Source organism: Sphingomonas bacterium (assembly GCF_903642285.1).
Lineage (GTDB): Bacteria > Pseudomonadota > Alphaproteobacteria > Sphingomonadales > Sphingomonadaceae > Sphingomonas.
This window is the reverse complement of sequence record NZ_CAHJWJ010000012.1, coordinates 1-21,033: the sequence shown is the minus strand read 5'-3', so window position 1 is coordinate 21,033 and position 21,033 is coordinate 1. Positions and strand designations below refer to the sequence as shown.

The 21,033-nt window shown below is 67.8% G+C and carries 22 protein-coding genes, 1 tRNA gene and 1 pseudogene; 16 read left to right on the top strand and 8 right to left on the bottom strand.

Annotated elements, in window-relative coordinates:
* Nucleotides 1–14: 14 nt before the first annotated feature.
* A tRNA-Gln gene (locus HUU99_RS07865) sits at nt 15–88 on the bottom strand.
* A gap of 158 nt (nt 89–246) precedes the next feature.
* Here HUU99_RS07865 and HUU99_RS07860 point away from each other — a divergent pair.
* The 5 genes from HUU99_RS07860 (at nt 247) to HUU99_RS07840 (ending at nt 3,972) form a co-directional block, all read left to right on the top strand.
* A complete protein-coding gene (locus HUU99_RS07860; protein ID WP_174286026.1) occupies nt 247–1,326 on the top strand; it encodes a Ppx/GppA phosphatase family protein in 1,080 nt (359 codons plus the stop codon).
* Nucleotides 1,323–1,994 (top strand): RlmE family RNA methyltransferase, encoded by a 672-nt coding sequence (locus tag HUU99_RS07855; RefSeq protein ID WP_174286025.1) that lies wholly within the window; start codon nt 1,323–1,325, stop codon nt 1,992–1,994. Before HUU99_RS07860 ends, HUU99_RS07855 begins: the two co-directional genes overlap by 4 nt.
* Before the next feature lie 79 nt (nt 1,995–2,073).
* Nucleotides 2,074–2,967 (top strand): tetratricopeptide repeat protein, encoded by an 894-nt coding sequence (locus HUU99_RS07850; RefSeq protein ID WP_174286093.1) that lies wholly within the window; start codon nt 2,074–2,076, stop codon nt 2,965–2,967.
* Complete coding sequence (locus tag HUU99_RS07845; RefSeq protein ID WP_174286024.1) at nt 2,967–3,608, top strand: LON peptidase substrate-binding domain-containing protein; 642 nt, start codon at nt 2,967–2,969, stop codon at nt 3,606–3,608. The genes HUU99_RS07850 and HUU99_RS07845 overlap by 1 nt, the downstream gene beginning before the upstream one ends.
* 166 nt (nt 3,609–3,774) lie before the next feature.
* A complete protein-coding gene (locus HUU99_RS07840; RefSeq protein ID WP_174286023.1) occupies nt 3,775–3,972 on the top strand; it encodes a Trm112 family protein in 198 nt (65 codons plus the stop codon).
* A 450-nt stretch (nt 3,973–4,422) separates the two neighbouring features.
* Here HUU99_RS07840 and HUU99_RS07835 read toward each other — a convergent pair whose 3' ends face one another.
* Nucleotides 4,423–5,637 (bottom strand): UbiH/UbiF/VisC/COQ6 family ubiquinone biosynthesis hydroxylase, encoded by a 1,215-nt coding sequence (locus HUU99_RS07835; protein ID WP_174286022.1) that lies wholly within the window; start codon nt 5,635–5,637, stop codon nt 4,423–4,425.
* Nucleotides 5,638–5,728: 91 nt separating this feature from the next.
* Here HUU99_RS07835 and HUU99_RS07830 point away from each other — a divergent pair, with 91 nt between their 5' ends.
* Entirely contained in the window at nt 5,729–8,023 is a 2,295-nt protein-coding gene (locus tag HUU99_RS07830) for an FtsK/SpoIIIE family DNA translocase (RefSeq protein ID WP_174286021.1), read from the top strand.
* Here the strand turns inward: HUU99_RS07830 and HUU99_RS07825 are convergent, their stop codons facing one another.
* Both HUU99_RS07825 and HUU99_RS07820 read right to left on the bottom strand, forming a co-directional pair.
* Nucleotides 8,024–8,434 (bottom strand): aspartyl protease family protein, encoded by a 411-nt coding sequence (locus HUU99_RS07825; protein ID WP_174286020.1) that lies wholly within the window; start codon nt 8,432–8,434, stop codon nt 8,024–8,026. It lies immediately after the preceding gene.
* Entirely contained in the window at nt 8,431–8,691 is a 261-nt protein-coding gene (locus HUU99_RS07820) for a hypothetical protein (RefSeq protein ID WP_174286019.1), read from the bottom strand. The genes HUU99_RS07825 and HUU99_RS07820 overlap by 4 nt, the downstream gene beginning before the upstream one ends.
* Nucleotides 8,692–8,846: 155 nt before the next feature.
* Here HUU99_RS07820 and HUU99_RS07815 point away from each other — a divergent pair, with 155 nt between their 5' ends.
* From HUU99_RS07815 to ribA, 3 genes are all read left to right on the top strand, one after another.
* Entirely contained in the window at nt 8,847–9,467 is a 621-nt protein-coding gene (locus HUU99_RS07815; protein ID WP_174286018.1) for an outer membrane lipoprotein carrier protein LolA, read from the top strand.
* A 317-nt stretch (nt 9,468–9,784) separates the two neighbouring features.
* Entirely contained in the window at nt 9,785–10,567 is a 783-nt protein-coding gene (locus tag HUU99_RS07810; protein ID WP_174286017.1) for an exodeoxyribonuclease III, read from the top strand.
* Nucleotides 10,564–11,610 carry a GTP cyclohydrolase II gene (ribA, locus tag HUU99_RS07805; RefSeq protein ID WP_254603030.1) on the top strand — a complete coding sequence of 349 codons (1,047 nt, stop codon included), beginning with the start codon at nt 10,564–10,566 and terminating at the stop codon, nt 11,608–11,610. Before HUU99_RS07810 ends, ribA begins: the two co-directional genes overlap by 4 nt.
* Here the strand turns inward: ribA and HUU99_RS07800 are convergent.
* From HUU99_RS07800 to HUU99_RS07790, 3 genes are read right to left on the bottom strand one after another with little or no spacing between them, the layout of a single operon-like run.
* Complete coding sequence (locus HUU99_RS07800) at nt 11,601–12,041, bottom strand: hypothetical protein (RefSeq protein ID WP_174286016.1); 441 nt, start codon at nt 12,039–12,041, stop codon at nt 11,601–11,603. The genes ribA and HUU99_RS07800 overlap by 10 nt on opposite strands.
* Complete coding sequence (locus HUU99_RS07795; RefSeq protein WP_174286015.1) at nt 12,038–12,757, bottom strand: HAD family hydrolase; 720 nt, start codon at nt 12,755–12,757, stop codon at nt 12,038–12,040. Before HUU99_RS07795 ends, HUU99_RS07800 begins: the two co-directional genes overlap by 4 nt.
* Entirely contained in the window at nt 12,757–13,416 is a 660-nt protein-coding gene (locus HUU99_RS07790; protein WP_174286014.1) for a YggS family pyridoxal phosphate-dependent enzyme, read from the bottom strand. Before HUU99_RS07790 ends, HUU99_RS07795 begins: the two co-directional genes overlap by 1 nt.
* 51 nt (nt 13,417–13,467) lie before the next feature.
* Between HUU99_RS07790 and HUU99_RS07785 the strand changes: the two genes are divergently transcribed.
* A complete protein-coding gene (locus tag HUU99_RS07785; protein WP_174286013.1) occupies nt 13,468–13,989 on the top strand; it encodes a thiamine phosphate synthase in 522 nt (173 codons plus the stop codon).
* Here HUU99_RS07785 and HUU99_RS07780 read toward each other — a convergent pair.
* Complete coding sequence (locus HUU99_RS07780) at nt 13,962–14,684, bottom strand: hypothetical protein (RefSeq protein WP_254603028.1); 723 nt, start codon at nt 14,682–14,684, stop codon at nt 13,962–13,964. The two genes, HUU99_RS07785 and HUU99_RS07780, sit on opposite strands and share 28 nt — an antisense overlap.
* Nucleotides 14,685–14,897: 213 nt before the next feature.
* On the opposite strand from HUU99_RS07780, the gene HUU99_RS07775 reads away from it, so the two are divergent.
* The 6 genes and pseudogenes from HUU99_RS07775 to HUU99_RS07750 form a co-directional block, all read left to right on the top strand.
* Entirely contained in the window at nt 14,898–15,356 is a 459-nt protein-coding gene (locus tag HUU99_RS07775) for a DUF3576 domain-containing protein (RefSeq protein WP_174286012.1), read from the top strand.
* A 10-nt stretch (nt 15,357–15,366) separates the two neighbouring features.
* On the top strand, nt 15,367–17,862 hold the full coding sequence (gene leuS, locus HUU99_RS07770) for a leucine--tRNA ligase (RefSeq protein WP_174286011.1): 2,496 nt from the start codon (nt 15,367–15,369) through the stop codon (nt 17,860–17,862).
* Nucleotides 17,859–18,365: an LPS assembly lipoprotein LptE gene (gene lptE / locus HUU99_RS07765; RefSeq protein ID WP_174286010.1), complete on the top strand. Its 507-nt coding sequence runs from the start codon at nt 17,859–17,861 to the stop codon at nt 18,363–18,365. The genes leuS and lptE overlap by 4 nt, the downstream gene beginning before the upstream one ends.
* Before the next feature lie 10 nt (nt 18,366–18,375).
* Nucleotides 18,376–19,395, top strand: coding sequence for a DNA polymerase III subunit delta (gene holA, locus HUU99_RS07760; protein ID WP_174286009.1), 1,020 nt, complete (start codon nt 18,376–18,378; stop codon nt 19,393–19,395).
* A gap of 280 nt (nt 19,396–19,675) precedes the next feature.
* Entirely contained in the window at nt 19,676–20,335 is a 660-nt protein-coding gene (gene rpe / locus HUU99_RS07755; RefSeq protein ID WP_174286008.1) for a ribulose-phosphate 3-epimerase, read from the top strand.
* A pseudogene (locus HUU99_RS07750) lies at nt 20,332–21,033 on the top strand (heparinase); the annotation flags it as partial. The gene rpe and the pseudogene HUU99_RS07750, both read left to right, overlap by 4 nt.

The window sequence follows — 21,033 nt, the reverse complement described above, 5'->3', positions numbered from 1 at the left end:
TCGTGGGGAAAGGCTGGATGCCCCGTGAGGATTCGAACCTCAATAGGCAGTATCAGAAACCGCAGTCTTACCATTAGACGACGGGGCAACGCAGCAGCGCGGCCCTAGGCAAGGTGGCCGGAACTGTCAATGTCGCCACGGGGGACGGGGCGCTTGTCGCGGGGGTGAGGACGCGCTACCTCATAGGGCAAGCACCGAACGGGCAAGCTCGCCCGCGCCGGACGATCAGATTGCGAGTTCGACGGCATGGGGGACGCGCCCGCCAAGATGCCGTACCGGCCGGGGGCCCCTCCCCACCCGGCACCGGCCGGCCCCGACAAGGGGGGCAATGGCGCAAGGCGCGCCGATACAGCCTATCCGGGTGCGCATGCCTATGCCGCGCTCGACCTCGGTACCAATAACTGCCGGCTTCTGATCGCACGCCCGCAAGGGTCGGGATTCGCGGTGATCGATGCCTTTTCGCGGATCGTACGGCTTGGCGAGGGGCTGGCCGCGAGCGGTCGGCTGAGCGACGCCGCCATCGAACGCACGATCGCGGCGCTCCGCGTCTGTTCGGACAAGCTCCGGCGGCGCAACGTCACCTTGTCGCGGTCGGTCGCAACCGAGGCGTGCCGCCGCGCGGTCAACGGTCCCGCCTTCATCGCACGCGCGCTGGCGGAAACGGGACTTCACCTCGACATCATTTCCGCGGAGGAAGAGGCGCGGCTTGCGGTCCTCGGCTGCCATTCGCTGATCGAGCCCGGCGAGGATCCGGCCCTGGTGTTCGATATCGGCGGCGGATCGACCGAACTCGTCCTCGTCGATACCGCGCGACCGACGCCGGTGGTGCTCGACTGGCATTCGGCACCCTGGGGGGTCGTCTCGCTGACCGAACAGGCCGGTGGTGGCGAGGGGCCGGAGGGCCGCGCCGCCGCCTATGCGCGGATGCGCGCACTGGTCGCGGACAGCATGGCGGGGTTCGCATCCCGACTGCCGCGCGGTGTCCACGCGCCGCGGCTGCTCGGCACGAGCGGTACGGTCACGACGCTCGGCAGCGTGCATCTGGGGCTCGACCATTATGACCGCGCGGTGGTCGACGGGCTGATCGTCCCCGCGCCTGCGATGCGGCGGATCAGCGCGGACCTGTCGCGGATGTCGATCGAGGAGCGGGCGCGGCTACCCTGTATCGGCACCGAGCGCGCGGACCTGGTGGTCGCAGGCTGCGCGATCCTGGAGACGATCATGGACCTGTGGCCCGCCGAACGCGTAGGGATCGCCGATCGCGGCATCCGTGAGGGCATCCTCCGCCGGCTGATGGGTGCCCCGCGTCCGGCCAATATACGGTGAGCCGGGGTGGCGGCGGCGGCCATGTCCGCGTGAAGACGTCGCGCGGGCGTACCGCGCAATCGACGCGCTGGCTGGAGCGGCAATTGAACGATCCCTATGTCCGCCGCGCCCGCGCGGAGGGGTATCGCAGCCGCGCGGCGTATAAACTGATCGAGCTGGACGAACGGTTCGCGCTGCTGAAGGGGGCGAAACGGATCGTCGATCTGGGGATCGCGCCCGGCGGCTGGAGCCAGGTGGTACGCAAACAGGTGCCCGCCGGCATCGTCGTCGGCATCGACCTGCTGCCGGTCGATCCGATCGACGGCGTCATCATCCTGCAGATGGATTTCATGGCGGACGAGGCCCCCGCGCGGTTGACGGAGGCCTTGGGCGGGGCGGCCGATCTCGTCCTGTCCGACATGGCGGCGAACACCGTCGGCCATCCGCAGACCGATCACCTGCGCACGATGGGGCTGGTCGAGGCGGCGGTGGATTTCGCGTGCGGCATCCTGCGCCCGGGCGGTGGCTTCGTCGCGAAAGTGCTCGCGGGGGGCGCGGACAATGATCTGGTCGCGGTCCTGAAACGCAATTTCACCGCGGTGAAGCACGCCAAACCGCCGGCGAGCCGCAAGGGGTCGTCCGAATGGTATGTGATTGCGCAAGGTTTCAAGGGCCGCGCGGAAAGCTGAACCGTCACGTCTTGGCGCGGGGCCGCGCTTGCCCCACATAGGGGCGCACCTACAGGAGTATCCCTTGGCCACGTTAGGCATGTCCCCCGCCGAAAAGACCGCCGTCGAGACGTTCCGCCGCGATGTCGTCGAGCCGTCGATGACCAGCCTCGTCGTCATCGATTTCTGGGCGGAATGGTGCGGGCCGTGCAAGGCCCTGACCCCGCTGCTAGAGAAGGTCGCGGCGGACTATGCCGACAAGGGCGTGGTGCTGGCCAAGGTCGATACCGACAAGAACCAGTTCATCGCCGCGCAATTCCAGATCAAGTCGATCCCGACCGTCTATGCGATGTTCCAAGGTCAGTTGGTCGCGGACCTGACGCCTGCGCGCACCGAATCGCAGTTGCGCACGATGCTGGACCAGCTCCTCAAGCAGCTGCCGATCCAGTCGGACGCCGCCAGCGCCGCCGCCGAACTGGAGCCGCTGATCGCGATGGGCGAGGACGTGCTGGCGTCGGGCGACGGCGAGCGCGCGGTCGGCATCTTCGACCAGTTGACGGAAATGGCCCCCGATCATCCGGGAGTCTTGTCCGGTCATATCCGTGCGCTGGTCGCCGCCGGGCGGATGGAAGACGCCGAAGCCGCGATCGCGGCGCTGCCCGCGGGCACGAAGGACGCCGCCATCGACCGCGCCCGCGCCGCGATCGAACTGGCGAAGACCGCGCAACCCGTCGAGGACTTCGCCGCGCTGAAAGCGGCGGTTGCCGCCGACCCCGACGACCATGAATTACGCTTCGCGCTCGCCGGCGCGGAAATGGCGGCGGGGGACCGCGACGCGGCGGCGGACGACCTGCTGTCCATCGTCGCCGCGGATCGTAACTGGAACGAGGGCGCGGCGCGGACGCAGTTGCTGAAGCTGTTCGAGGTCGTCGGGCTTGAGGATCCGTGGGTGTCGGCACAGCGCCGCCGGCTCTCCGCGATCCTGTTCGGGTGATGGGCGTGGCACGCGAGCGCACCACCACGCGGCTGTCGATCTTCCCGCTGCCCGGGGCGTTGCTGTTTCCCGGCATGCATTTGCCGCTGCACATCTTCGAACCCCGCTACCGCGCGATGATTTCCGACGCGGTGGCGCGCGACCGGCGGATCGGCATGGTCCAGCCGCGCCCGGTGTCCGGCAGCGAGGATGTCCCGCCGGCCTTGTTCGACCTCGGCTGCGTCGGCCGGATCGCCGAGGTCGAAGCGATGGACGACGGTCGCTACAACGTGATCCTGGAGGGGGTGTCGTTGTTCCGGATCGTCCGCGAACTCGATGTCGCGACCGCGTTCCGTCAGGTCGAGGCGGAATTGCTGCCGGTCGTGGCGGACGATACGCTGTCGCTCGGGCGGCGATCGTCGCTGGAGCTTGAATCGCGGCGCTTCGCCGATACGCAGGGCTATTCGGTCGACTGGGACGCGGTGGGGCGGCTGGACGACGAGGCACTGGTCAACGGCATCGCGCAGATCGCACCGTTCGATTCCGCCGCCAAGCAGGCGCTGCTGGAGGCGGGCGATATCGAGACGCGCGCGGAACTGATCATCCAGCTGATGCAATTCTTCGGCCGCCACGACGGCGAGGACCGGGTGACGTTGCAGTGAGGGGACTCATGGCCCCTCTTCCCATGTGCGAGAGGGAGGGAAGCGCGGAGCGCCGAAAGGGTGAGGGGGACCGGGGGCAAACGGGTCGCAACGCGACACGGAGCAGTCCCCCTCACCCCTCCGCGGCGGTGCCGCTCCCCCCCTCTCCCACAAGGGGAGAGGGGAAGTGACTATCGACCCTTGGCTGCTCGAACGCCTCGTCTGCCCGGTCACGCGAACGCCGCTGCGGTATGATGAAGCGGCGGGCGAACTGCTGTCGGACGCGGCGGGACTCGCTTACCCTATCCGCGACGGTGTACCTGTGATGCTGGCCGAAGAGGCGCGTCGGCTGGCGAAGACGACCTCAATCGCTGGGATGAAATAAAATTGATGGACCGCGGTCAAGCTAGCCGCGTGATGGCTTTGGTCGGTATGGGGTTGTTCGCCGTATCGCTAGCGTTTGATACGCTGTGCGTCGATGGCCAATGTCATCAGTGGCCCGGCTGGGGATCGTTGCTCTTCGGCTGGATCGGCTTGGTTGCCGTTCCTGACGCGGTAGCTCATCTGGCGTGGCTAGCGAACCCTGCTATCGTGGTTGCATGGATGGCGGTCTGGTTTCGAGTCCGCGTCGCTGCTGCGATACTGACTTTTCATCGCCATCACTTGCGCATTACTTCCCGTTCTGTTTCCGCGGATCGTGACGAACGAGGCGGGGACTGTCGTTCCTATCACTGGCTATGAGCTAGGATATTGGCTTTGGGTTTGCGCTATGATTGCCACTGTCGGTGCTTTCTTGTTGCTACCGGGGACGTCGCTTCACGAAGGGGTGGCGGACTTACACAACTAACCCCTGCAGCAGCTTCGGCAGATCCCCGCTTTCGCCGCGGGCCTCCGCCATGAAACGCTCCTTCAGCGGCGGGATGGCGTTGACCGCCGAGATGCCGAACCGCCGGACCGCGCTTGCCGTCCTACCGGGAATGCCGAACAGCCGCGTCAGGCTGTCGGTCGCCAGCGCGACCATGAACGTGTCGAGCCCGCGCCAATGCTGATAGCGCGCCAGCAGCGCGGCGTCGCCCAGGTCGAGCCCGATCCGCTTGCCCTCGACCAGCACCTCCGCCAGCGTCGCGACGTCGCGGAAACCCAGGTTCAGCCCCTGCCCCGCGATCGGATGGATGCCGTGCGCCGCATCGCCGACCAGCGCGAGCCGTTCGCCCACGATCCGCGCGGCATGGTGGAAGCCGAGCGGATAGCTCGCGCGGGGGGTGGCGTGGGACAGCGTGCCCAGGAACCCGCCCATCCGCTTCTCCGCCTCCGCGAGGAAGCCGCGATCGCCGAGCTTCAGCATGCCTGCCGCATCCTTCGCGTCGACCGTCCAGACGATCGCCGACCGGTGGCCGATCGCGTCGTCGGGCAATGGCAGCAGCGCGAAGGGGCCGCTGGGGTAGAAGATCTCGAACGCGGTATTGTCGTGCGGGCGTTCGTGATGGAACGCGCCGATGATCGCGGTGTGGTCGTAGCTCCACCGCGCGACGGCGATCCCGGCCGCTTCGCGCGTCGGTGAGTTGCGCCCCTCCGCCGCGATCAGCAACGGCGCGCGGACGACCGCGCCCGTATCGAGGGTCGCGGTGACCCCGGCCGCCGCACGGTCGACCGAAGTCGCGCGCGTCTGCATCCGCAGGTCCACCCCGGGCGCTGCCTGCGCCGCCTCGAACAGCGTACGCCGCAGCAGCTTGTTCTCGTACATGGTACCCAGCGCGCCATCGTCCGCGTCCGGTTCGAAATCGAGCGCACCGGGTTCCAGCCCGTCGCTGACCCGGATGCCGCAGATCGCGCAGCCCTGCCCGGCCAGTCGCGCGCCCACCCCGATCGCGTCGAGCAACCGCCCGCTCGCGCTCGCCACCGCCGACGCCCGCCCGTCGAACCCCGCCGCCAGCGTCACCGCCGGGTCCGCGGGATCGATCACGATCGACGACAGGCCGTGCGTGTCCAGCGCCACGGCCAGCGTCGCGCCGACCAGACCGCCGCCGAGGATGATGACGTCGCTATCCATGGCATGGCTCCTACGCCCGTCCGCCTTGACTGCAAAGCCCGGGAAGCCGATGATTCCCCGGGCATTTCGACATTTTACGGGGACGGGAACGATGGCGAGCCGGGCGCAGCCAGCCTTGTGGCGCGAGACGTGGCGGGCGGGTGCGGTCAGGAGCGGCGCGCTGCTGACCGCGATCGCGCTGCTGGCGGCCACCGCCATGATGGCGGCGGCGATCGCCAGCTATCATGCCGCCGATGCCGCCTTCAACACCGCGGCGGGCGGCGCGCCGGCCAATTTCCTGGGCGAACCGGGCGCATGGTTCGCCGATCTGGCGCTGACCGCCTTCGGCCCCATCGCGGCGTTGCTGCTGCCCGTTCCCGCGATCGTCGCGCTCCGGCTGTGGCGCGAACAGCCGGCGGGGCATTGGGGGCGGATGCTGCGCGGCGAGGCGATCGGCGTGGCGCTGATGGCCGCGGCGCTGGCCTTCGTATCCGATGCGTCGGTGTTGGCGTTGCCCGCCGGCTGGGGCGGGGTCGTCGGGCTGGCGGTGGCGCGCGGCGTGCATTCGGGGCTCGCTTCGCTTGGCCGTCCCATCGCCGAGATATGGGCGGCGCGCGGGGTCGGATTGGCGCTCGGCATCGGCGGCGTGATCGTCTGGGCGAGGAGCCTGGAAATCGATTTCGTCGAGCAGGGCCGTCGTCTGCGCCGCACCCGTGGCCGTGAAAGCGTCGCTGCGATCGACGATTTCGACGAACCGCTGACGCTGACCCGAAAGCCCGTCGCGCCGCGCGCGGTCGCCGAGCCCGATCCGCGTCCGGCCCCCGTGATCGCCGACCGGACGCTCGCTCCGTCCGCCGCCAAACCCAAGCTGAAACAGCAGCAGCTCGATCTCGGCCAAAGCTATGCGCTGCCCTCGGTCGACCTGCTGGCCGAGCCGCCGCCTATGCCGAAGAACACCGTCGACAAGGCGGCGCTGGACCGCAATGCGCGGCTGCTGGAAAACGTACTCGACGACTTCAAGGTCGAAGGGTCGATCACGAAAGTGTGCCCCGGCCCGGTCGTCACCATGTACGAACTGGAACCCGCACCCGGCATCAAGGCGAGCCGCGTCATCGCGCTGGCCGACGATATCGCCCGCAACATGAGCGCGATATCGGCAAGGGTCGCGGTGATCCCGGGACGTAACGTCATCGGCATCGAACTTCCCAACGCGAAGCGCGAGAGTGTCGCGCTCCGCGAACTGGTCGCCAGCGACAGCTTCGAAGACATGGCGGCGAGCTTGCCGATCATCCTCGGCAAGAACATCGCAGGCGATCCGGTCATCACCGATCTCGCGCCGATGCCCCATTTGCTCGTCGCGGGCACCACCGGGTCGGGCAAGTCGGTGGGGCTCAACTGCATGATCCTGTCGCTGCTGTACCGGCTGCGGCCCGACCAGTGCCGGATGATCATGATCGACCCCAAGATGCTCGAACTGAGCATGTACGAGGATATCCCGCACCTTTACGCGCCCGTCGTCACCGATCCGGCCAAGGCCGTCCGCGCGCTCAAATGGACCGTCGAGCAGATGGAGGATCGTTACCGGCAGATGTCCTCGCTCGGTGTCCGCTCGCTCGCGAGCTTCAACGAAAAGGTCCTCGCCGCGCGCGCAAAGGGCACCCCGCTCGGCCGTCGCGTCCAGACGGGCTATGATGCGGACACCGGCCGCCCCGTCTACGAGGAGGAACAGCTCGACTATCAGCCGCTACCCAAGATCGTCGTGATCGTCGACGAGCTTGCGGACCTCATGATGACCGCGGGCAAGGAGGTCGAATTCCTCATCCAGCGACTGGCGCAGAAGGCACGCGCGGCGGGCATCCATCTCATCATGGCGACGCAGCGCCCCTCGGTCGACGTCATCACCGGCGTCATCAAGGCCAACCTGCCGACGCGGATCAGCTTTCACGTCACGTCGAAGATCGATTCGCGCACCATCCTGGGCGAACAGGGCGCAGAACAGCTGCTGGGCAAGGGCGACATGCTCTACATGCCCGGCGGCAAGGGCATCGTCCGCGTCCATGGCCCCTTCGTCAGCGACGACGAGGTGCGCCTCGTCGCAGACCATTGGCGCGCGCAAGGGCAGCCCGACTATATCTCGTCGGTCACCGAGGAACCCGAGGACGGCTTCACGCTGGAAGGATCGCCGACCGGCGAGGATACGGCGGAGGACCAGCAATATCGAAACGCGATCCAGCTGGTGTGCGAATCGCAAAAGGCGTCGACCAGCTGGCTCCAGCGGCAATTGCGCATCGGCTACAATTCCGCCGCCCGCCTGATCGAGCGGATGGAAAAGGACGGCATCGTCGGGCGGCCGGACCATGTCGGCCGCCGCGAGGTGCTGCGCGATGCGGAGGGGCATGCGATCTGATCAGGCGCGGAATGTGAATTCGAATTGCCCGTTTTCGAAGATCAGCTTTCCTTGACGCAAAATATCCATTCCCAAAAGTACGTCGAAATTGCTGTTTTTGACGAAGTCCGCGCCGGTGATCGCATCCGGGAAATAGTGCGGACTTCGTGCCGCGCCGAGCGTTCCGTCACCTTCGTCAAGAAACCCCACCGAAAACCCATAGGCTCGCCGTCTTTCGAGCCCACTAGGTGTCGCCACCAGCATCCGCGAATGCGAGTGCGCTTCCAATCCCAGCGCTTCGATTACGGTTCGAGTAATGCAGGTCTTGGTCGATCCGGTGTCGATCAGAGCGATGAATTCATGCGAAACGGGGAATGGCCGTCCACCGAGCGGTGAAAACCAGAATCTGAACGAGCGGCTGCCCGTTTTCAAGCGATCCGCGTATCGACGGCATGGCTGAAGAAACCCAGATCGGCGGGACGATCCGTCACTTCTTGAACAGAAAAAAGTTGATCGGCGAAGCGCGACGACCCCGCCTCGAAGGCTGAACGAAGATCGACAAAACATTCCTCCAAGACCTGGTGCCTAAGCAACGCAAACTGACCGATATGTTTTTGGAGCAATTGCGGCAGGATGGCATGGAATGCATCAAAATTCCCGTCTACTTCGTCGTCCAGCGCGCTTTGCATCACCTGCCTCCTGTTCGCGAAGGTACACGCATCGTGCGCGGTACAAACGGTTATCACGATCAACCGTGGCAAGAATGAGTCGAGGCGGGAGGCACCCGCGATTCATGCCGCATTCAACGGCCCCTGCGCAAACGCTCGCGCCACAGGAGAGAGACATGTTCCGCAACCCGTTCCCCGCAGTGGCGTCGATCGCGATCGTCATGACTGCCCCCGTCGCCGCGCAACAGCCCGCCGACGATCTGGCGCTCGTGCAGCGGCATTTGCAGGCGATGACCACGCTGACCGCGGATTTCGCACAGACCGATCGCGACGGGCGCGTGCTGAAGGGCACTTTGACGCTCAAGCAGCCGGGGCGGATCCGCTTCCAATATCAGAAGGGCGTACCGCTGCTGATCGTGGCGGAAGGCGGCGCGCTGACCTTCATCGATTATTCGGTGAAGCAGGTGCAACGCTGGCCGATCAAGAATTCGCCGCTGGGCGTGCTGCTCGACCCGAGCCGCGACATCGGCCGCTATGCACGCGTCGTTCCGACCGCCGATCCGCGGGTGGTCAGCGTCGAGGCGAACGACCCGAAGCATCCCGAATATGGCCGGATCACGCTGGTGTTCGCGCATGACGGGTCCGCCCCCGCGGGATTGCTGCTGCAGGGTTGGGTCGCGCTCGACAGCCAGAACAACCGGACGACGATCCGCCTGTCGAAACAGCTCTATGGCGGGCCGGTCAGCGACAATGCGTTCCGCTGGAACGACCCGCGACCGGTGACGGGGCGCAACTGAACCGGTTTGCCCGTATCCATTCATGCGCGCGACAGGTTGACGCGGCTAGAGCCCGTCTTGCGGATGCGGGTCGGTTCCAGGTTTTCCCCCCTGTTGCCTGGTCGGCACGTTTCCCGCCTGCGTGACGAACGCTAGGTCGGCCCTCGCTCCATGCCCCCGGAGCGGGGGCCTTTCTGCGAAGGGCGCATGCCGGAGGCGCAAGACTCGCCCGAGCACGGCCAGCGGAGCAAAGCTTCGGCTGACGACGCGGCTTCGCCACGGCGTGCCCCCCGGCACCAGGGGTGACGTCCCCCCGGAAACCCCCTATCTGCGCACCGGTGAAGATCGTCTCCTGGAACATCAACTCCGTCCGCTTCCGGATCGCCATCGTCGAGCAGTTCCTGCGCGAGGTCGAACCCGACATCCTGTGCCTGCAGGAGACCAAGGTCATCGACGGCGACTTCCCGGCGGACGCGTTCCGCGCGATCGGTTACCGGCATATCATGCTCCACGGTCAGCGGATGCATCACGGCGTAGCGATCGTATCGCGTGTGCCGATAGCGGCGGACGACCGGCTCGACTGGCAGGCGAACCGCGAGGCGCGGCATATCGGCGTGCGGCTGGCGAACGGCGTGCGGCTGGAGAATGTCTACGTCCCCGCCGGCGGCGACATTCCCGACCGCGAGGCGAACCCCAAATTCGGCCAGAAGCTCGATTTCATCGAGCGGATGACGCGCTGGTCCGAAACGCTCGACGCCCCGACGATCCTGACCGGCGATTTCAACGTCGCGCCGCTTGAATCGGATGTCTGGAGCCACAAGCAGCTCCTGGATGTCGTCAGCCACACCCCCGTCGAGGTCGCCGCGCTGGACGCGCTGAAGGCATCGAACGACTGGACCGACCTGGGCCGGCATTTCTACCCGGCCCCCGCCCGCCTCCATACCTGGTGGAGCTACCGCGCGAAGGATTGGGCGGTATCCGATCGCGGGCGACGGCTCGATCATATGTGGGCCACGGGTGATGCCGCCAGGGCGGCGACCGCGCACCGGGTGTTCGAGGATTGTCGCAGCTGGCTGAAACCCTCCGACCATGTCCCGATCATGACCGAGTTCGCGTTTTGACCGATCCGCGCAGCGCGGCGCGCGGGGTGGACGCGCTTCGACGCGGATGGCCGATCGCGATCGACGGGATGGCGCTGCTGGCGATCGAGACCGCGGATGCCGGCCGGCTCGCCGCGTTCGATCCGGCGGGGCAGGCACCGATCCTGATCTCGACGGGGCGCGCGGCGACGCTGACGCTGGCGAACCAGATCGCCGCTGCGGCCCCCGACGCGCCGGTGCTGATCGACCGTGCGCCCTGGATCGATTTCGCAGCCGCGACCGCGCTCGCCGATCCGCAATTCGATCTCGCCTATCCGATGAAGGGACCGTTCCGCACGCTGCCGCTGACCGATCGCGCGGCGGCGACGGCGGCGCTGCGGATCGCACGGATCGCCGGCCTGCTGCCGGCGTTCTTCGTCGGCGGTGTCGATCCGGCAGTGACGCTCGGCGTTGCGGACATCGATACGCACGAGTATGCCGAGCGCCTGACGATCGCGGCGCGTGCGCATTTGCCCGTCGGCGGTGCGGAGGATTCGGAGATCGTTGCGTTCCGCTCTCCCGAAAGCGCGGACGAACATGTCGCGCTGCTGATCGGGCAGCCCGATGGCCGCCCCCCGCTCGTACGCCTCCACAGCGAATGCCTGACCGGCGACGTGCTCGGCAGTCTGAAATGCGATTGCGGACCGCAACTGCACGCCGCGATCGCCGCGATCCGGGCGAGCGGATGGGGCATCCTGCTGTACCTGCGCCAGGAAGGACGCGGGATCGGGCTGGTCAACAAGCTGCGCGCCTATGCGTTGCAGGATCAGGGATACGATACGGTGGATGCGAATACCCGGCTGGGCTTCGCGGTCGATTCGCGCGATTTCGGCGTGGCGGCGCGGATGCTGGCGCTGCTGGGGCAGGACCGGGTGCGGCTGCTGACCAACAACCCCGCCAAGGTCGCGGCGCTGGCCGCCGCGGGGATCGACGTCGTCGAACGCATCGCGCACAGTCTGCCGCCCAACCCGCACAACGAACGCTATCTGGCGACGAAGCGGGACCGGACCGGGCATCAGCTGTGAGCGCCAAGTGCGACGGCGCGCATATGGTCCTTCTCGCGGCCGAATCGGTGCAGGATTTCGACGAGTTCGATGCGCGAAGGTACGTAGATCGTGCCGATCCGCATACGCGTAACCGGGCGGATGGGAAGCCATGATCCCCCAATCGCTAGCGCCAGATCGCCCATCACCTCGACGGAAAGGGGCCACCCGACCAGCGAGAGAAAGACCGTCGATTGGAACCGATCGCTCGGGCGGGCGATGGGTTCGATGCCAAGGCGTGCACCAATGCGGCGCGCGGCGGCGGCGCTGGTCAGCACGTCGATGTCGGCGATTTCGGTATCGGCACCATGCAGAGCGACCGCGGCGCTGCCGATGATCCACCAGTCGTCGGGTTCGTCCGCCATCGCGGCGGCGACCGCGTCCAGCGTCGCCTGCACCGCCGCCTCGATCATCCCAGCAGCCGCGCGACCTCGACGAAGTCGTCCGCCACCGCGTCTACGCCGATCGCCTTCAGCCGCTCGTCATGCCCGTCGCCGCAATGCTGCCCCGCGGTCAGGCCGATCACATAGCCCCCCGATGCGACCGCGCCGGTCGCGCCGACGGGCGAATCCTCGATAATCGCGCAGTCCTCGATCGCGACGCCCAGCGCGGCGGCACCGTACAGATAGAGGTCGGGCGCGGGCTTGCCGTTCGCGACATGCTCGCGGCCCGAATAGATATGGTCGCCGAACGCGTCGGCCAGGCCGATATGGTCGAGGTGGCAGCGTATCCACTCGGTCGAACTGGACGATACGACCGCGCGCGGCAGGTCGGCGGGGAGCGCGCGGACGAACGCCACCGCGCCGGTCACCGCCGCGATGCCCTCGGCCATCACTCGCGCATTCTCCGTGCCGCGCGCGACGTGGAATTCGGGCGGGACCGGCCGGCCGATCCAGCGTTCGATCGCCGCCAGGAAATCGCCGCCCGCCAGTCCCATGAACCGCGCCATCGATTCCTCGGTCGTCGTCGGGTATCCGGCGGCGGTCAGCCATTCGGCGATCTGGCGATTGCCGGCATATTCGCTGTCGACCAGCACGCCGTCGAAATCGAATAGGATCGCCGCGAACCTGCAGCCAACCGGTCTGGGGGATCGGTTGCTTCGCGGCGATCCCCCGGACCGCACCCGCATCATCCGCGTGCTCCGAACAGGGCGCTGCCGACCCGGACATATGTCGCGCCGAGCATCGCCGCGGTCTCGAAATCGTCGGACATCCCCATCGACAGACCGGTCAGCCCCTCGTCGCGCGCCAGCGTCGCCAGCAGCGCGAAATAGGGCGCAGCCTCGGTATCCGCGGGCGGGATGCACATCAGGCCGACGACCGGCAGGTCCGCGACCCGCGCCTGCGCCAGCAGATGCGGCAGATCGGCGATCGCACAGCCCCCTTTCTGCGCCTCCTCGCCGATATTGACCTGGACGAAGCAATCCGGCCGCCGCCCGGCCTTGTCCATCGCGCGCGCCAGCGCGGCGACGAGCGAGAGGCGATCGACCGAATGGATGACATCGAAGAGCGCGACCGCCTCGTCGGCCTTGTTCGACTGGAGCTGGCCGATCAGATGGAGGACCGCCTCGAGATGGTCCTCGCGCAACGCCGGCCATTTGTCCGCCGCCTCCTGCACGCGGTTCTCGCCGAAATCGCGCTGGCCGATCGCCAGCAGCGGAGCGATCGCCGTCGCCGGGTGAGTCTTCGACACCGCGATCAGCGTCGGGGGCGGTCGGTCGGCCAGCGCCGCGGCGCGGGCGATCCGCGCCAGCACATCGCCGCGGCGTTGGGTGATGTCTGCATCCATCGGCGCGCTATAGGGGGGCGAATGCCGCCCCGGAACCCTCTTGTCTGGCTGATGACCGACGAACGCACGGGCGACGCGCTGTGGCCGGCGCTGCGCCGGTTGCCGCCCGGATCCGGCGTCGTCTTTCGCCATTATGCCACCCCGCCGGCCGACCGTCGGGCGCTGTTCGCGCGCGTACGGCGGATCGCCACGGCGCGGCGGCTGATGCTGGTCGTCGCGGGAACGCAGCGGCTGGGTCCTGACGCGACTCACGGCCGCGGCCCGGCGGGCGCGCACCCGACGACCTGGCCAGCGCATTCCCGGCGCGAGGCGATCGCCGGCGTCGTGCGGGGGGCGACAACGCTCTTCGTCTCGCCGGTCTTCGCCACGCGCTCGCATCCCGGCATCCGACCGGCCGGCGTCATGCGCGCGGCGCAGATCGGCGGGGGGCTGAGCATCCGTATCGTGGCGCTGGGTGGAATGGACCCGCGCCGGTTCCGGCGGATCAGGCGGCAAGGGTTCGACGGCTGGGCGGCGATCGACGCGCTTCACCCGAGGGTGCGGGATCAGAAGTGGAAGGCGGTACCCAGATAGACGGCCTGGCTGTCATGCGTCGCATCCAGCGTCGACGGTGCCAACCGATCGCGATCCGCACGGTAGCGGACACCCGCGGTCACGTTCAGATTGTGCGTCAGCGCGTAGGAACTGCTGACATCGACCGAATAGCTCGGCATCTCGGACGCCAGCTGCGGTCCGGACACCAGCGGATGTTCTGTAAAAGCCTTCAGCCGACCGCTCAGGCGACGACCGGCATAGGTGACCGCGACGTCCGCGGTATCGCGGCTGCCGGGTGCGCCGGCGAGATCGACATGACCCATGTCGCCCGAGATCGCGAGCCGCTTCCACCCGATCGCCGCGCCCAGATTATACGCGATCGGTGCGAGGCCGATACTCGTCGCCGGTGCCGCCGCGGCGAGCCGTGTCGTATCCGCCAGCGATACCTGGTTCGACCGCGCCCGCACCGCGATCGTCACGCCGCGATTGCCGCGGCGCGACTCTGCCGGGGTGAAGTGGAAATCGGTCGGATCGATCCCGCCGCGCGCGAACAGCGCCGCCAGCCGGGGGTCGGCCGCGGCCGGCGTGAAACCCCCGAGCGCACGCGCCGCCGTCTGCGTCCGCTTCGCGGGGTGCGGCAGTTGCTCATAAGCACCGAAGGCGGGCGCGACGATCGTCCCGGCGGCGGCGAGCGCCCCCGCAACGATCCCGACGATGACGCCCCTCGCGTTCACGATTGCTTCCTCAGGTCCCTGCGCCGGCGTTGGTGCTGGTTCGGCCTTAACGCGGCTATACCGATTTAGACGAGCGTCGCCACCTTCGTGGGTGCGATTGTCCGCGGGTGTTGCAAACCGCCCACAGCGGCCTTGCCCAGGCGCGACTTGCGAGCGGGGCGCAGCGCCTGCTACAGGCCATACACGCTCTCTTTCGTGTCAGGATATCGCCTCATGTACCGCCCGTTGCGCACCGCGTCCCTGGCCCCGCTCGCGTTGCTGTCGATCAGCGCCCTCGCGCTGACCGGGTGCATGCATCACCGGGCGCATCGTCCCAAGGTCGAGGCGATGGCACCGTCCAAGATCACGACGATCGGCGTCAACAGCTATCTGTGGCGCGCGACGCTGGAGACGCTGAGCTTCATGCCGCTGCTGCAGACCGACTCGAACGGCGGCGTCATCGTGACCGACTGGTACGTCAATCCGCAGACGCCGGGCGAGCGGATCAAGGTGACGGTGTCGATCCTCGATCAGGACTTGCGCGCCGACGCGCTGTCGGTCGCCGCGATCCGCCAGGTCCGCACCGGCGGCGACTGGGTCGCAGCACCGGTACGCGCCGCGACCGTGCAGAAGCTGGAGGACCTGATCCTGACCAAGGCCCGCGACATGCGCCGCGCCTCCGTGGCCGGCTGAGGGTTCGATCATGGCGTCGCGGTTCAACGCGCTGAAGGCGGACGCGACGTGGCAGAAAGTCTGGGACGAGCGCCAGACCTTCAAGGCCGACGACGCCTCGGCCAAGCCGCGAGCTTATGTGCTGGAGATGTTTCCGTATCCTTCGGGACGGATCCATGTCGGGCACGGGCGCAACTACGTGATGGGCGATGTGCTCGCCCGTTTCTGGCGGATGAAGGGGCGCGAAGTCCTGCACCCGATGGGGTGGGATGCGTTCGGTATGCCGGCGGAGAACGCCGCGATGGAACGCGGCATCAATCCCGGGACGTGGACCCGCGCGAATATCGCGACGATGAAGGCGCAACTCCGTCGGTTCGGGTTGGCGATCGACTGGAGCCGCGAACTCGCCACCTGCGAGCCGGATTACTATGGTCACGAACAGGCGCTGTTTCTCGACCTGTTCCGCGCCGGCCTCGTCTATCGCAAGGAATCGGCGGTCAACTGGGACCCGGTGGACATGACCGTGCTGGCCAACGAGCAGGTCATCGACGGTCGCGGCTGGCGATCGGGCGCGCTGGTCGAGCGGCGCAAGCTGAGCCAGTGGTTCCTGAAGATCACCGATTTCGCGGACGAACTGCTGGAGGGACTCGGCGCGCTCGAGCATTGGCCCGACAAGGTCAAGCTGATGCAGGAGAACTGGATCGGGCGCAGCCGGGGGTTGCAGTTCCGCTTCGACCTGTCGGACGGTGGATCGGTCGAGGTCTTCACAACCCGCCCCGATACGATCTTCGGCGCGAGCTTCGTCGCGGTGGCGGCGGATCATCCGATCGCGCAGGCGCTTGCCGCGACCGACCCCGATGCCGCCGCGTTCGTCGAACGCTGCAAACAGGGCGGCACGACCGCGGCGGAGATGGAAACGCAGGAGAAGCTCGGCTTCGACACCGGGCTCAAGGCGCGGCATCCGCTCGACCCGGACTGGGATCTGCCGGTCTACATCGCGAACTTCGTCCTGATGGAATATGGCACCGGGGCGGTGTTCGGCGTGCCCGCGCACGACCAGCGCGACCTGGATTTCGCGCGCAAATACGGCCTGCCGGTCAAGCGCGTGGTGTCCGAAGGCGATGACGAGGCCCCAATATTCGTCGGCGATGTCGCCTATACCGGCCCCGGCAGTCTCGTGAATTCGCATTTCCTGGACGGCATGGATATCGAGGACGCGAAGCGGACCGTCATCGAACGCGCCGAGGGCGAAGGCTGGGGCACGGGCTCCACCATCTATCGCCTGCGCGACTGGGGGGTGTCGCGCCAGCGTTACTGGGGCACGCCGATCCCGATGATCCACTGCGAAGCGTGCGGCGTGGTGCCGGTTCCGGGGGACCAATTGCCGGTGATCCTGCCCGAGGACGTGTCGTTCGCGATCCCCGGCAACCCGCTCGACCGGCATCCGACATGGAAGCACGTCGCCTGCCCGTCTTGCAGCGCGGACGCGGTGCGCGAGACCGATACGCTCGACACCTTCGTCGATTCGAGCTGGTATTTCATCCGCTTCGCCAGCCAGCCCGATGCCAAGCCGTTCGACCGGGCGGGCGCGGAGAAATGGCTGCCGGTCGACCAGTATATCGGCGGGGTGGAGCATGCGATCCTGCATCTGCTCTACGCGCGCTTCTGGACGCGCGCGCTTCGCCACATCGGCATGCTCGACATCGCCGAGCCCTTCGCCGGGCTGTTCACGCAAGGCATGGTGACGCACGAGACGTACAAATCCGCCCATGGCCGATGGCTGTCGCCCGACGAGGTCGAGAACGGCACCGAACGCGCGACGGGTCGGGCGGTCACGACCGGTCGCATCGAGAAGATGTCGAAATCCAAGAAGAACACGATCGATCCCGAACCGATCGTCGACCGGTACGGCGCGGACGCGGTGCGGTGGTTCATGCTGTCCGACAGTCCGCCCGAGCGCGATCTGGAATGGAGCGAGAACGGGATCGAGGGCGCATGGCGCTTCGTCCAGCGGCTATGGCGGCTGACGCAAACGGACGAAAGCGCACAGGGCGAAGACCTGCCGTTGCGCAAGCTCGCCCACCGCACGACCGCGGGTGTCGCGGACGCGATCGAGGGGCTGCAGTTCAACAAGGCGGTGGCGTTACTCTACACGTTGGCCAACGCCATCGAGAAGGCCGCGCCGTCGCGCGACCGGCAGGATGCGGCACGAACGATGCTGCTGCTCGCCAGCCCGATGGTGCCGCATCTGGCGGAGGAAGCCTGGGCGGAAGCGAAGAACGACGGCCTGATCGCCGATGCCGCCTGGCCTGCGGTCGATCCCGCGCTGCTGGTCGACGACGAAGTGACGATCGCGCTTCAGGTCAACGGCAAGCTGCGCGATACGCTGGTGCTGCCCAAGGGCATGCCGCGAGAGGCGATCGAGGCGGCCGCGCGTGCCAACGCCGCGGTCCAGCGCGTGCTGGCGGGGGCCGAGCCGAAAAAGGTGATCGTCGTTCCCGACCGCCTCGTGAACCTCGTCGCATGAAGCGGCTTGCCCTTCTAATTGCGCTCGCGCTGCCGCTGGCGGGGTGTGGATTGCACCCGCTCTATTCGGGCGGATCGTCGGGTGCGGTCGCGCAGGCGCTGGACCGGGTCGAGGTGTCGCCGATCCAGGGCAAGTCGGGCTGGCTGGTCGCCAATGCGCTGAAGGACCGGCTGTCCACCGAAGGCGCGGCACCGCTCTACCGGCTCGACGTGCGGCTCGACGATCAGATCGCGGGGCTCGGCGTCCAGCTCGACAACAGCGTGACGCGCGAGCGGCGGACATTGCGCGCGCGCTACCAACTGGTCGACCTGGCGAGCGGGACGACACTGCTCGACGCGACGTCGAGCTACGATGCCGGCATCGACGTCGTCAGTTCCGAATATGCGACGATCGCAGCGGAGAACACCGCGCTGGAACGGCTGTCGGAGATCGTCGCGGACCGCGTCGTGGCGCGGATCGCGCTCTACGCGCATCGCCGGATCGCCGCGCCGCCGGCCAAGTGAGCGCCGTCCTTTGAAGGCTAGCGCGAACCAGCTTCGCACCGCGCTCGACAAGCCCGGTGGCGTGATCCGCCTGTTCCTGCTCCACGGCCCCGACGAAGCGGTCGCAGACGAACTGGCGCGCCGGCTGCAGACCGCGATGGGCGCGGATGCGGAGCGGATCGACCTCGATCCGGCGACGCTGAAAAGCGATCCGGCGCGGCTGGCGGACGAGGCGGCATCGCTTTCGCTGTTCGGCGGCGCGCGGCATATCCGTATCGCCCCGGCCGGGGAAGAATCGCTGGAGGCGTTCCGGATGCTGCTGACGGCGACTCATGCGGGCAACCCGGTCGTCGCGATCGCGCCCGGCGTTCGCTCCACCGCCGGAATCGTGAAGCTCGCAATCGACTCGCCGAAAGCGATGGCGTTCGCCTGCTACGCCCCGACCGCCGCGGATGCCGAACAGATCGCGGTCCGCCTGGCGCACGACCATGGTCTGAGAACCAGCGGCGGCATAGGCCGGCGGATCGCGGAGGCCGCGGGCGGCGACCGCGCGATCATGGCGCGCGAGATCGAGAAGATGGCGCTCTATCTCGACGCCGCGCCCGACCGGCCGCAGGATCTGGACGATACGGCGATCGACGCGATCGGCGCGGACCTGGGCGATGCGGAAATGCAACGCGCGGTCGACGCGGTGATCGAGGGACGGCCCGCCGATCTGGGCCGCGAACTCGCGCGGCTGGCGGAGGCGCGGACCTCGCCTATCCCCTGGCTGCGCGCGATCGCACGGCGGCTGATCGCGCTGGCCGAGATGCGCGCGGAGATCGATCGCGGCGAGGGCGTGGACACCGTGATGAAACGCCACCGCGTGTTCTTCAGGGAAGAGGCCGCGACGGCGCGCGCGCTTCGCCGCTGGACCCCGGTCGCGCTGGCCCGCGGTCTCGCCCGCGTTCGTGCCGCGGAGCGATCGGTAATGGCACCGGGCAATGCCGGCGACGTGCTGGCCGAGGTCGCGGTCACCGATCTGGCGCGGGCGACGGCGCGGCGGGGGTGATTGCGTTCTTTCGGGCAGACATCCCCTCCCCGGCGAAGGCCGGGGCCCACCTGCCGCGGATCCGGTGATGGCGGGTATCGCGCCGTCGCAATAAGCTAGCATTTGGGCCCCGGCCTTTGCCGGGGAGGGGGAATTGCACCTACATAACTAGCGCAGGCGATTGGATTGCGGGGCGCAGGGTCCTTTCTTCGATCATCGTCATGCCGGGCTCGTCCCGGCATGACGAAGGATCAAATGCGCGCAGTGGACCTGCCGCCGGGTGCCCCCTAGAGATCGTGTCATGAACCCCGTCCGCATCGCTCCCTCCGTCCTCTCCGCCGATTTCGCGACGCTGGGCGAGGAAGTGCGCGCGATCGACGCGGCCGGGGCGGACTGGATCCATATCGACGTGATGGACGGGCATTTCGTCCCCAATATCAGCATGGGGCCGGCGATCGTGAAGGCGATCCGCCCGCATACGAAGAAGCCGTTCGACGTGCACCTGATGATCGCACCGGTCGACGCCTATCTCGACGCCTTTGCCGAGGCGGGTGCCGACACGCTGACCGTGCATGTCGAGGCCGGGCCGCACATCCACCGATCGCTCCAGCATGTGAAGTCGCTCGGCAAGCGCGCGGGTGTCGTGCTGTGCCCGGGGACGCCGGCCAAGGCACTGGACTACCTGCTCGATCTCGCAGATCTGGTGCTCGTGATGAGCGTCAATCCCGGGTTCGGCGGACAGAGCTTCATCGAAAACCAGTTGAAGAAGATCGAGGCGATCCGGCGGATGATCGATCAGACCGGGCGGGCGATCGACCTGGAAGTGGACGGCGGTGTCGACGCGCACTGGGCGGCGCGCTGTATCGCAGCGGGCGCGGATGCGCTGGTGGCGGGTACGTCGGTGTTTCGCGGCGGCCCCGCCGGATACGCCGCCAATATCGCGGCGCTCCGGGGCGGATGACGGACGGCGTGTCCGACGCCCCGACCGACGGCGTGGAGGAAGGCAAGCGGCTGATCCGGCTGGGCGGGGACAAGGGCCTGTCGCTGGCAGAGCGCCTGTCCGAACGCTTCCACCGGCTGACCTGGCGGACGCCCATTCACAGCATGCGGCTGAAGGGCCGCTATCCCTTGAAGCTGATCGCGGTACCCGACGATCCGATCGTCGGCGACGTCGGGCGGGGGCGTGCACTGCTGGAGGGCGTGCTGTCATTTCGCGGCGAACGGCACGCGATCGAGACGATCGACCTCGCCAAGCCGCAATTCGGACGGGCGTTTGCGGACCATCTCCACGGCTTCGCCTGGCTGCGCGACCTGTCGACGGTGGCGACGCGTGCACAAGGCGCGCCGGTCGCGGAATATCTGATGGCGCGCTGGCTGGAGGCGCATGCCGATACGGTCCAGGGTGTCGCGTGGCGTGCCGATCACTGGGGCCGGCGCCTCCTGTTCTGGACCAGCCACGCGCCGCTGATCCTGTCGTCGACCGACCTCGTCTATCGATCGAAGGTCTTGAACGCGCTGGCCCGCGGCGCGCGGCACCTCGATCGCGGCGCGGACAAGGCCCCCGCGGGCGTCCCGCGCGTCGCCGCCTGGTCGGGGATCGTCGCGGCGGGGCTACTGATCCCGGGCGGCGATCCGCGGCGCGCATTCGGCGAGGCGGGG

What these genes read in the sequence shown, in the direction of transcription:
- rpe (WP_174286008.1), top strand. Translation starts at nt 19,676, where the DNA reads ATGAACCCCGTCCGCATCGCTCCCTCCGTCCTCTCCGCCGATTTCGCG.
- HUU99_RS07845 (WP_174286024.1), top strand. Translation starts at nt 2,967, where the DNA reads ATGGGCGTGGCACGCGAGCGCACCACCACGCGGCTGTCGATCTTCCCG.
- HUU99_RS07790 (WP_174286014.1), bottom strand. Translation starts at nt 13,416, where the DNA reads ATGGATGCAGACATCACCCAACGCCGCGGCGATGTGCTGGCGCGGATC.
- HUU99_RS07835 (WP_174286022.1), bottom strand. Translation starts at nt 5,637, where the DNA reads ATGGATAGCGACGTCATCATCCTCGGCGGCGGTCTGGTCGGCGCGACG.
- HUU99_RS07860 (WP_174286026.1), top strand. Translation starts at nt 247, where the DNA reads ATGGGGGACGCGCCCGCCAAGATGCCGTACCGGCCGGGGGCCCCTCCC.
- HUU99_RS07795 (WP_174286015.1), bottom strand. Translation starts at nt 12,757, where the DNA reads ATGCGGGTGCGGTCCGGGGGATCGCCGCGAAGCAACCGATCCCCCAGA.
- HUU99_RS07785 (WP_174286013.1), top strand. Translation starts at nt 13,468, where the DNA reads ATGACCGACGAACGCACGGGCGACGCGCTGTGGCCGGCGCTGCGCCGG.
- leuS (WP_174286011.1), top strand. Translation starts at nt 15,367, where the DNA reads ATGGCGTCGCGGTTCAACGCGCTGAAGGCGGACGCGACGTGGCAGAAA.
- HUU99_RS07800 (WP_174286016.1), bottom strand. Translation starts at nt 12,041, where the DNA reads ATGATCGAGGCGGCGGTGCAGGCGACGCTGGACGCGGTCGCCGCCGCG.
- HUU99_RS07830 (WP_174286021.1), top strand. Translation starts at nt 5,729, where the DNA reads ATGGCGAGCCGGGCGCAGCCAGCCTTGTGGCGCGAGACGTGGCGGGCG.
- HUU99_RS07820 (WP_174286019.1), bottom strand. Translation starts at nt 8,691, where the DNA reads ATGCAAAGCGCGCTGGACGACGAAGTAGACGGGAATTTTGATGCATTC.
- lptE (WP_174286010.1), top strand. Translation starts at nt 17,859, where the DNA reads ATGAAGCGGCTTGCCCTTCTAATTGCGCTCGCGCTGCCGCTGGCGGGG.
- HUU99_RS07815 (WP_174286018.1), top strand. Translation starts at nt 8,847, where the DNA reads ATGTTCCGCAACCCGTTCCCCGCAGTGGCGTCGATCGCGATCGTCATG.
- HUU99_RS07775 (WP_174286012.1), top strand. Translation starts at nt 14,898, where the DNA reads ATGTACCGCCCGTTGCGCACCGCGTCCCTGGCCCCGCTCGCGTTGCTG.
- HUU99_RS07850 (WP_174286093.1), top strand. Translation starts at nt 2,074, where the DNA reads ATGTCCCCCGCCGAAAAGACCGCCGTCGAGACGTTCCGCCGCGATGTC.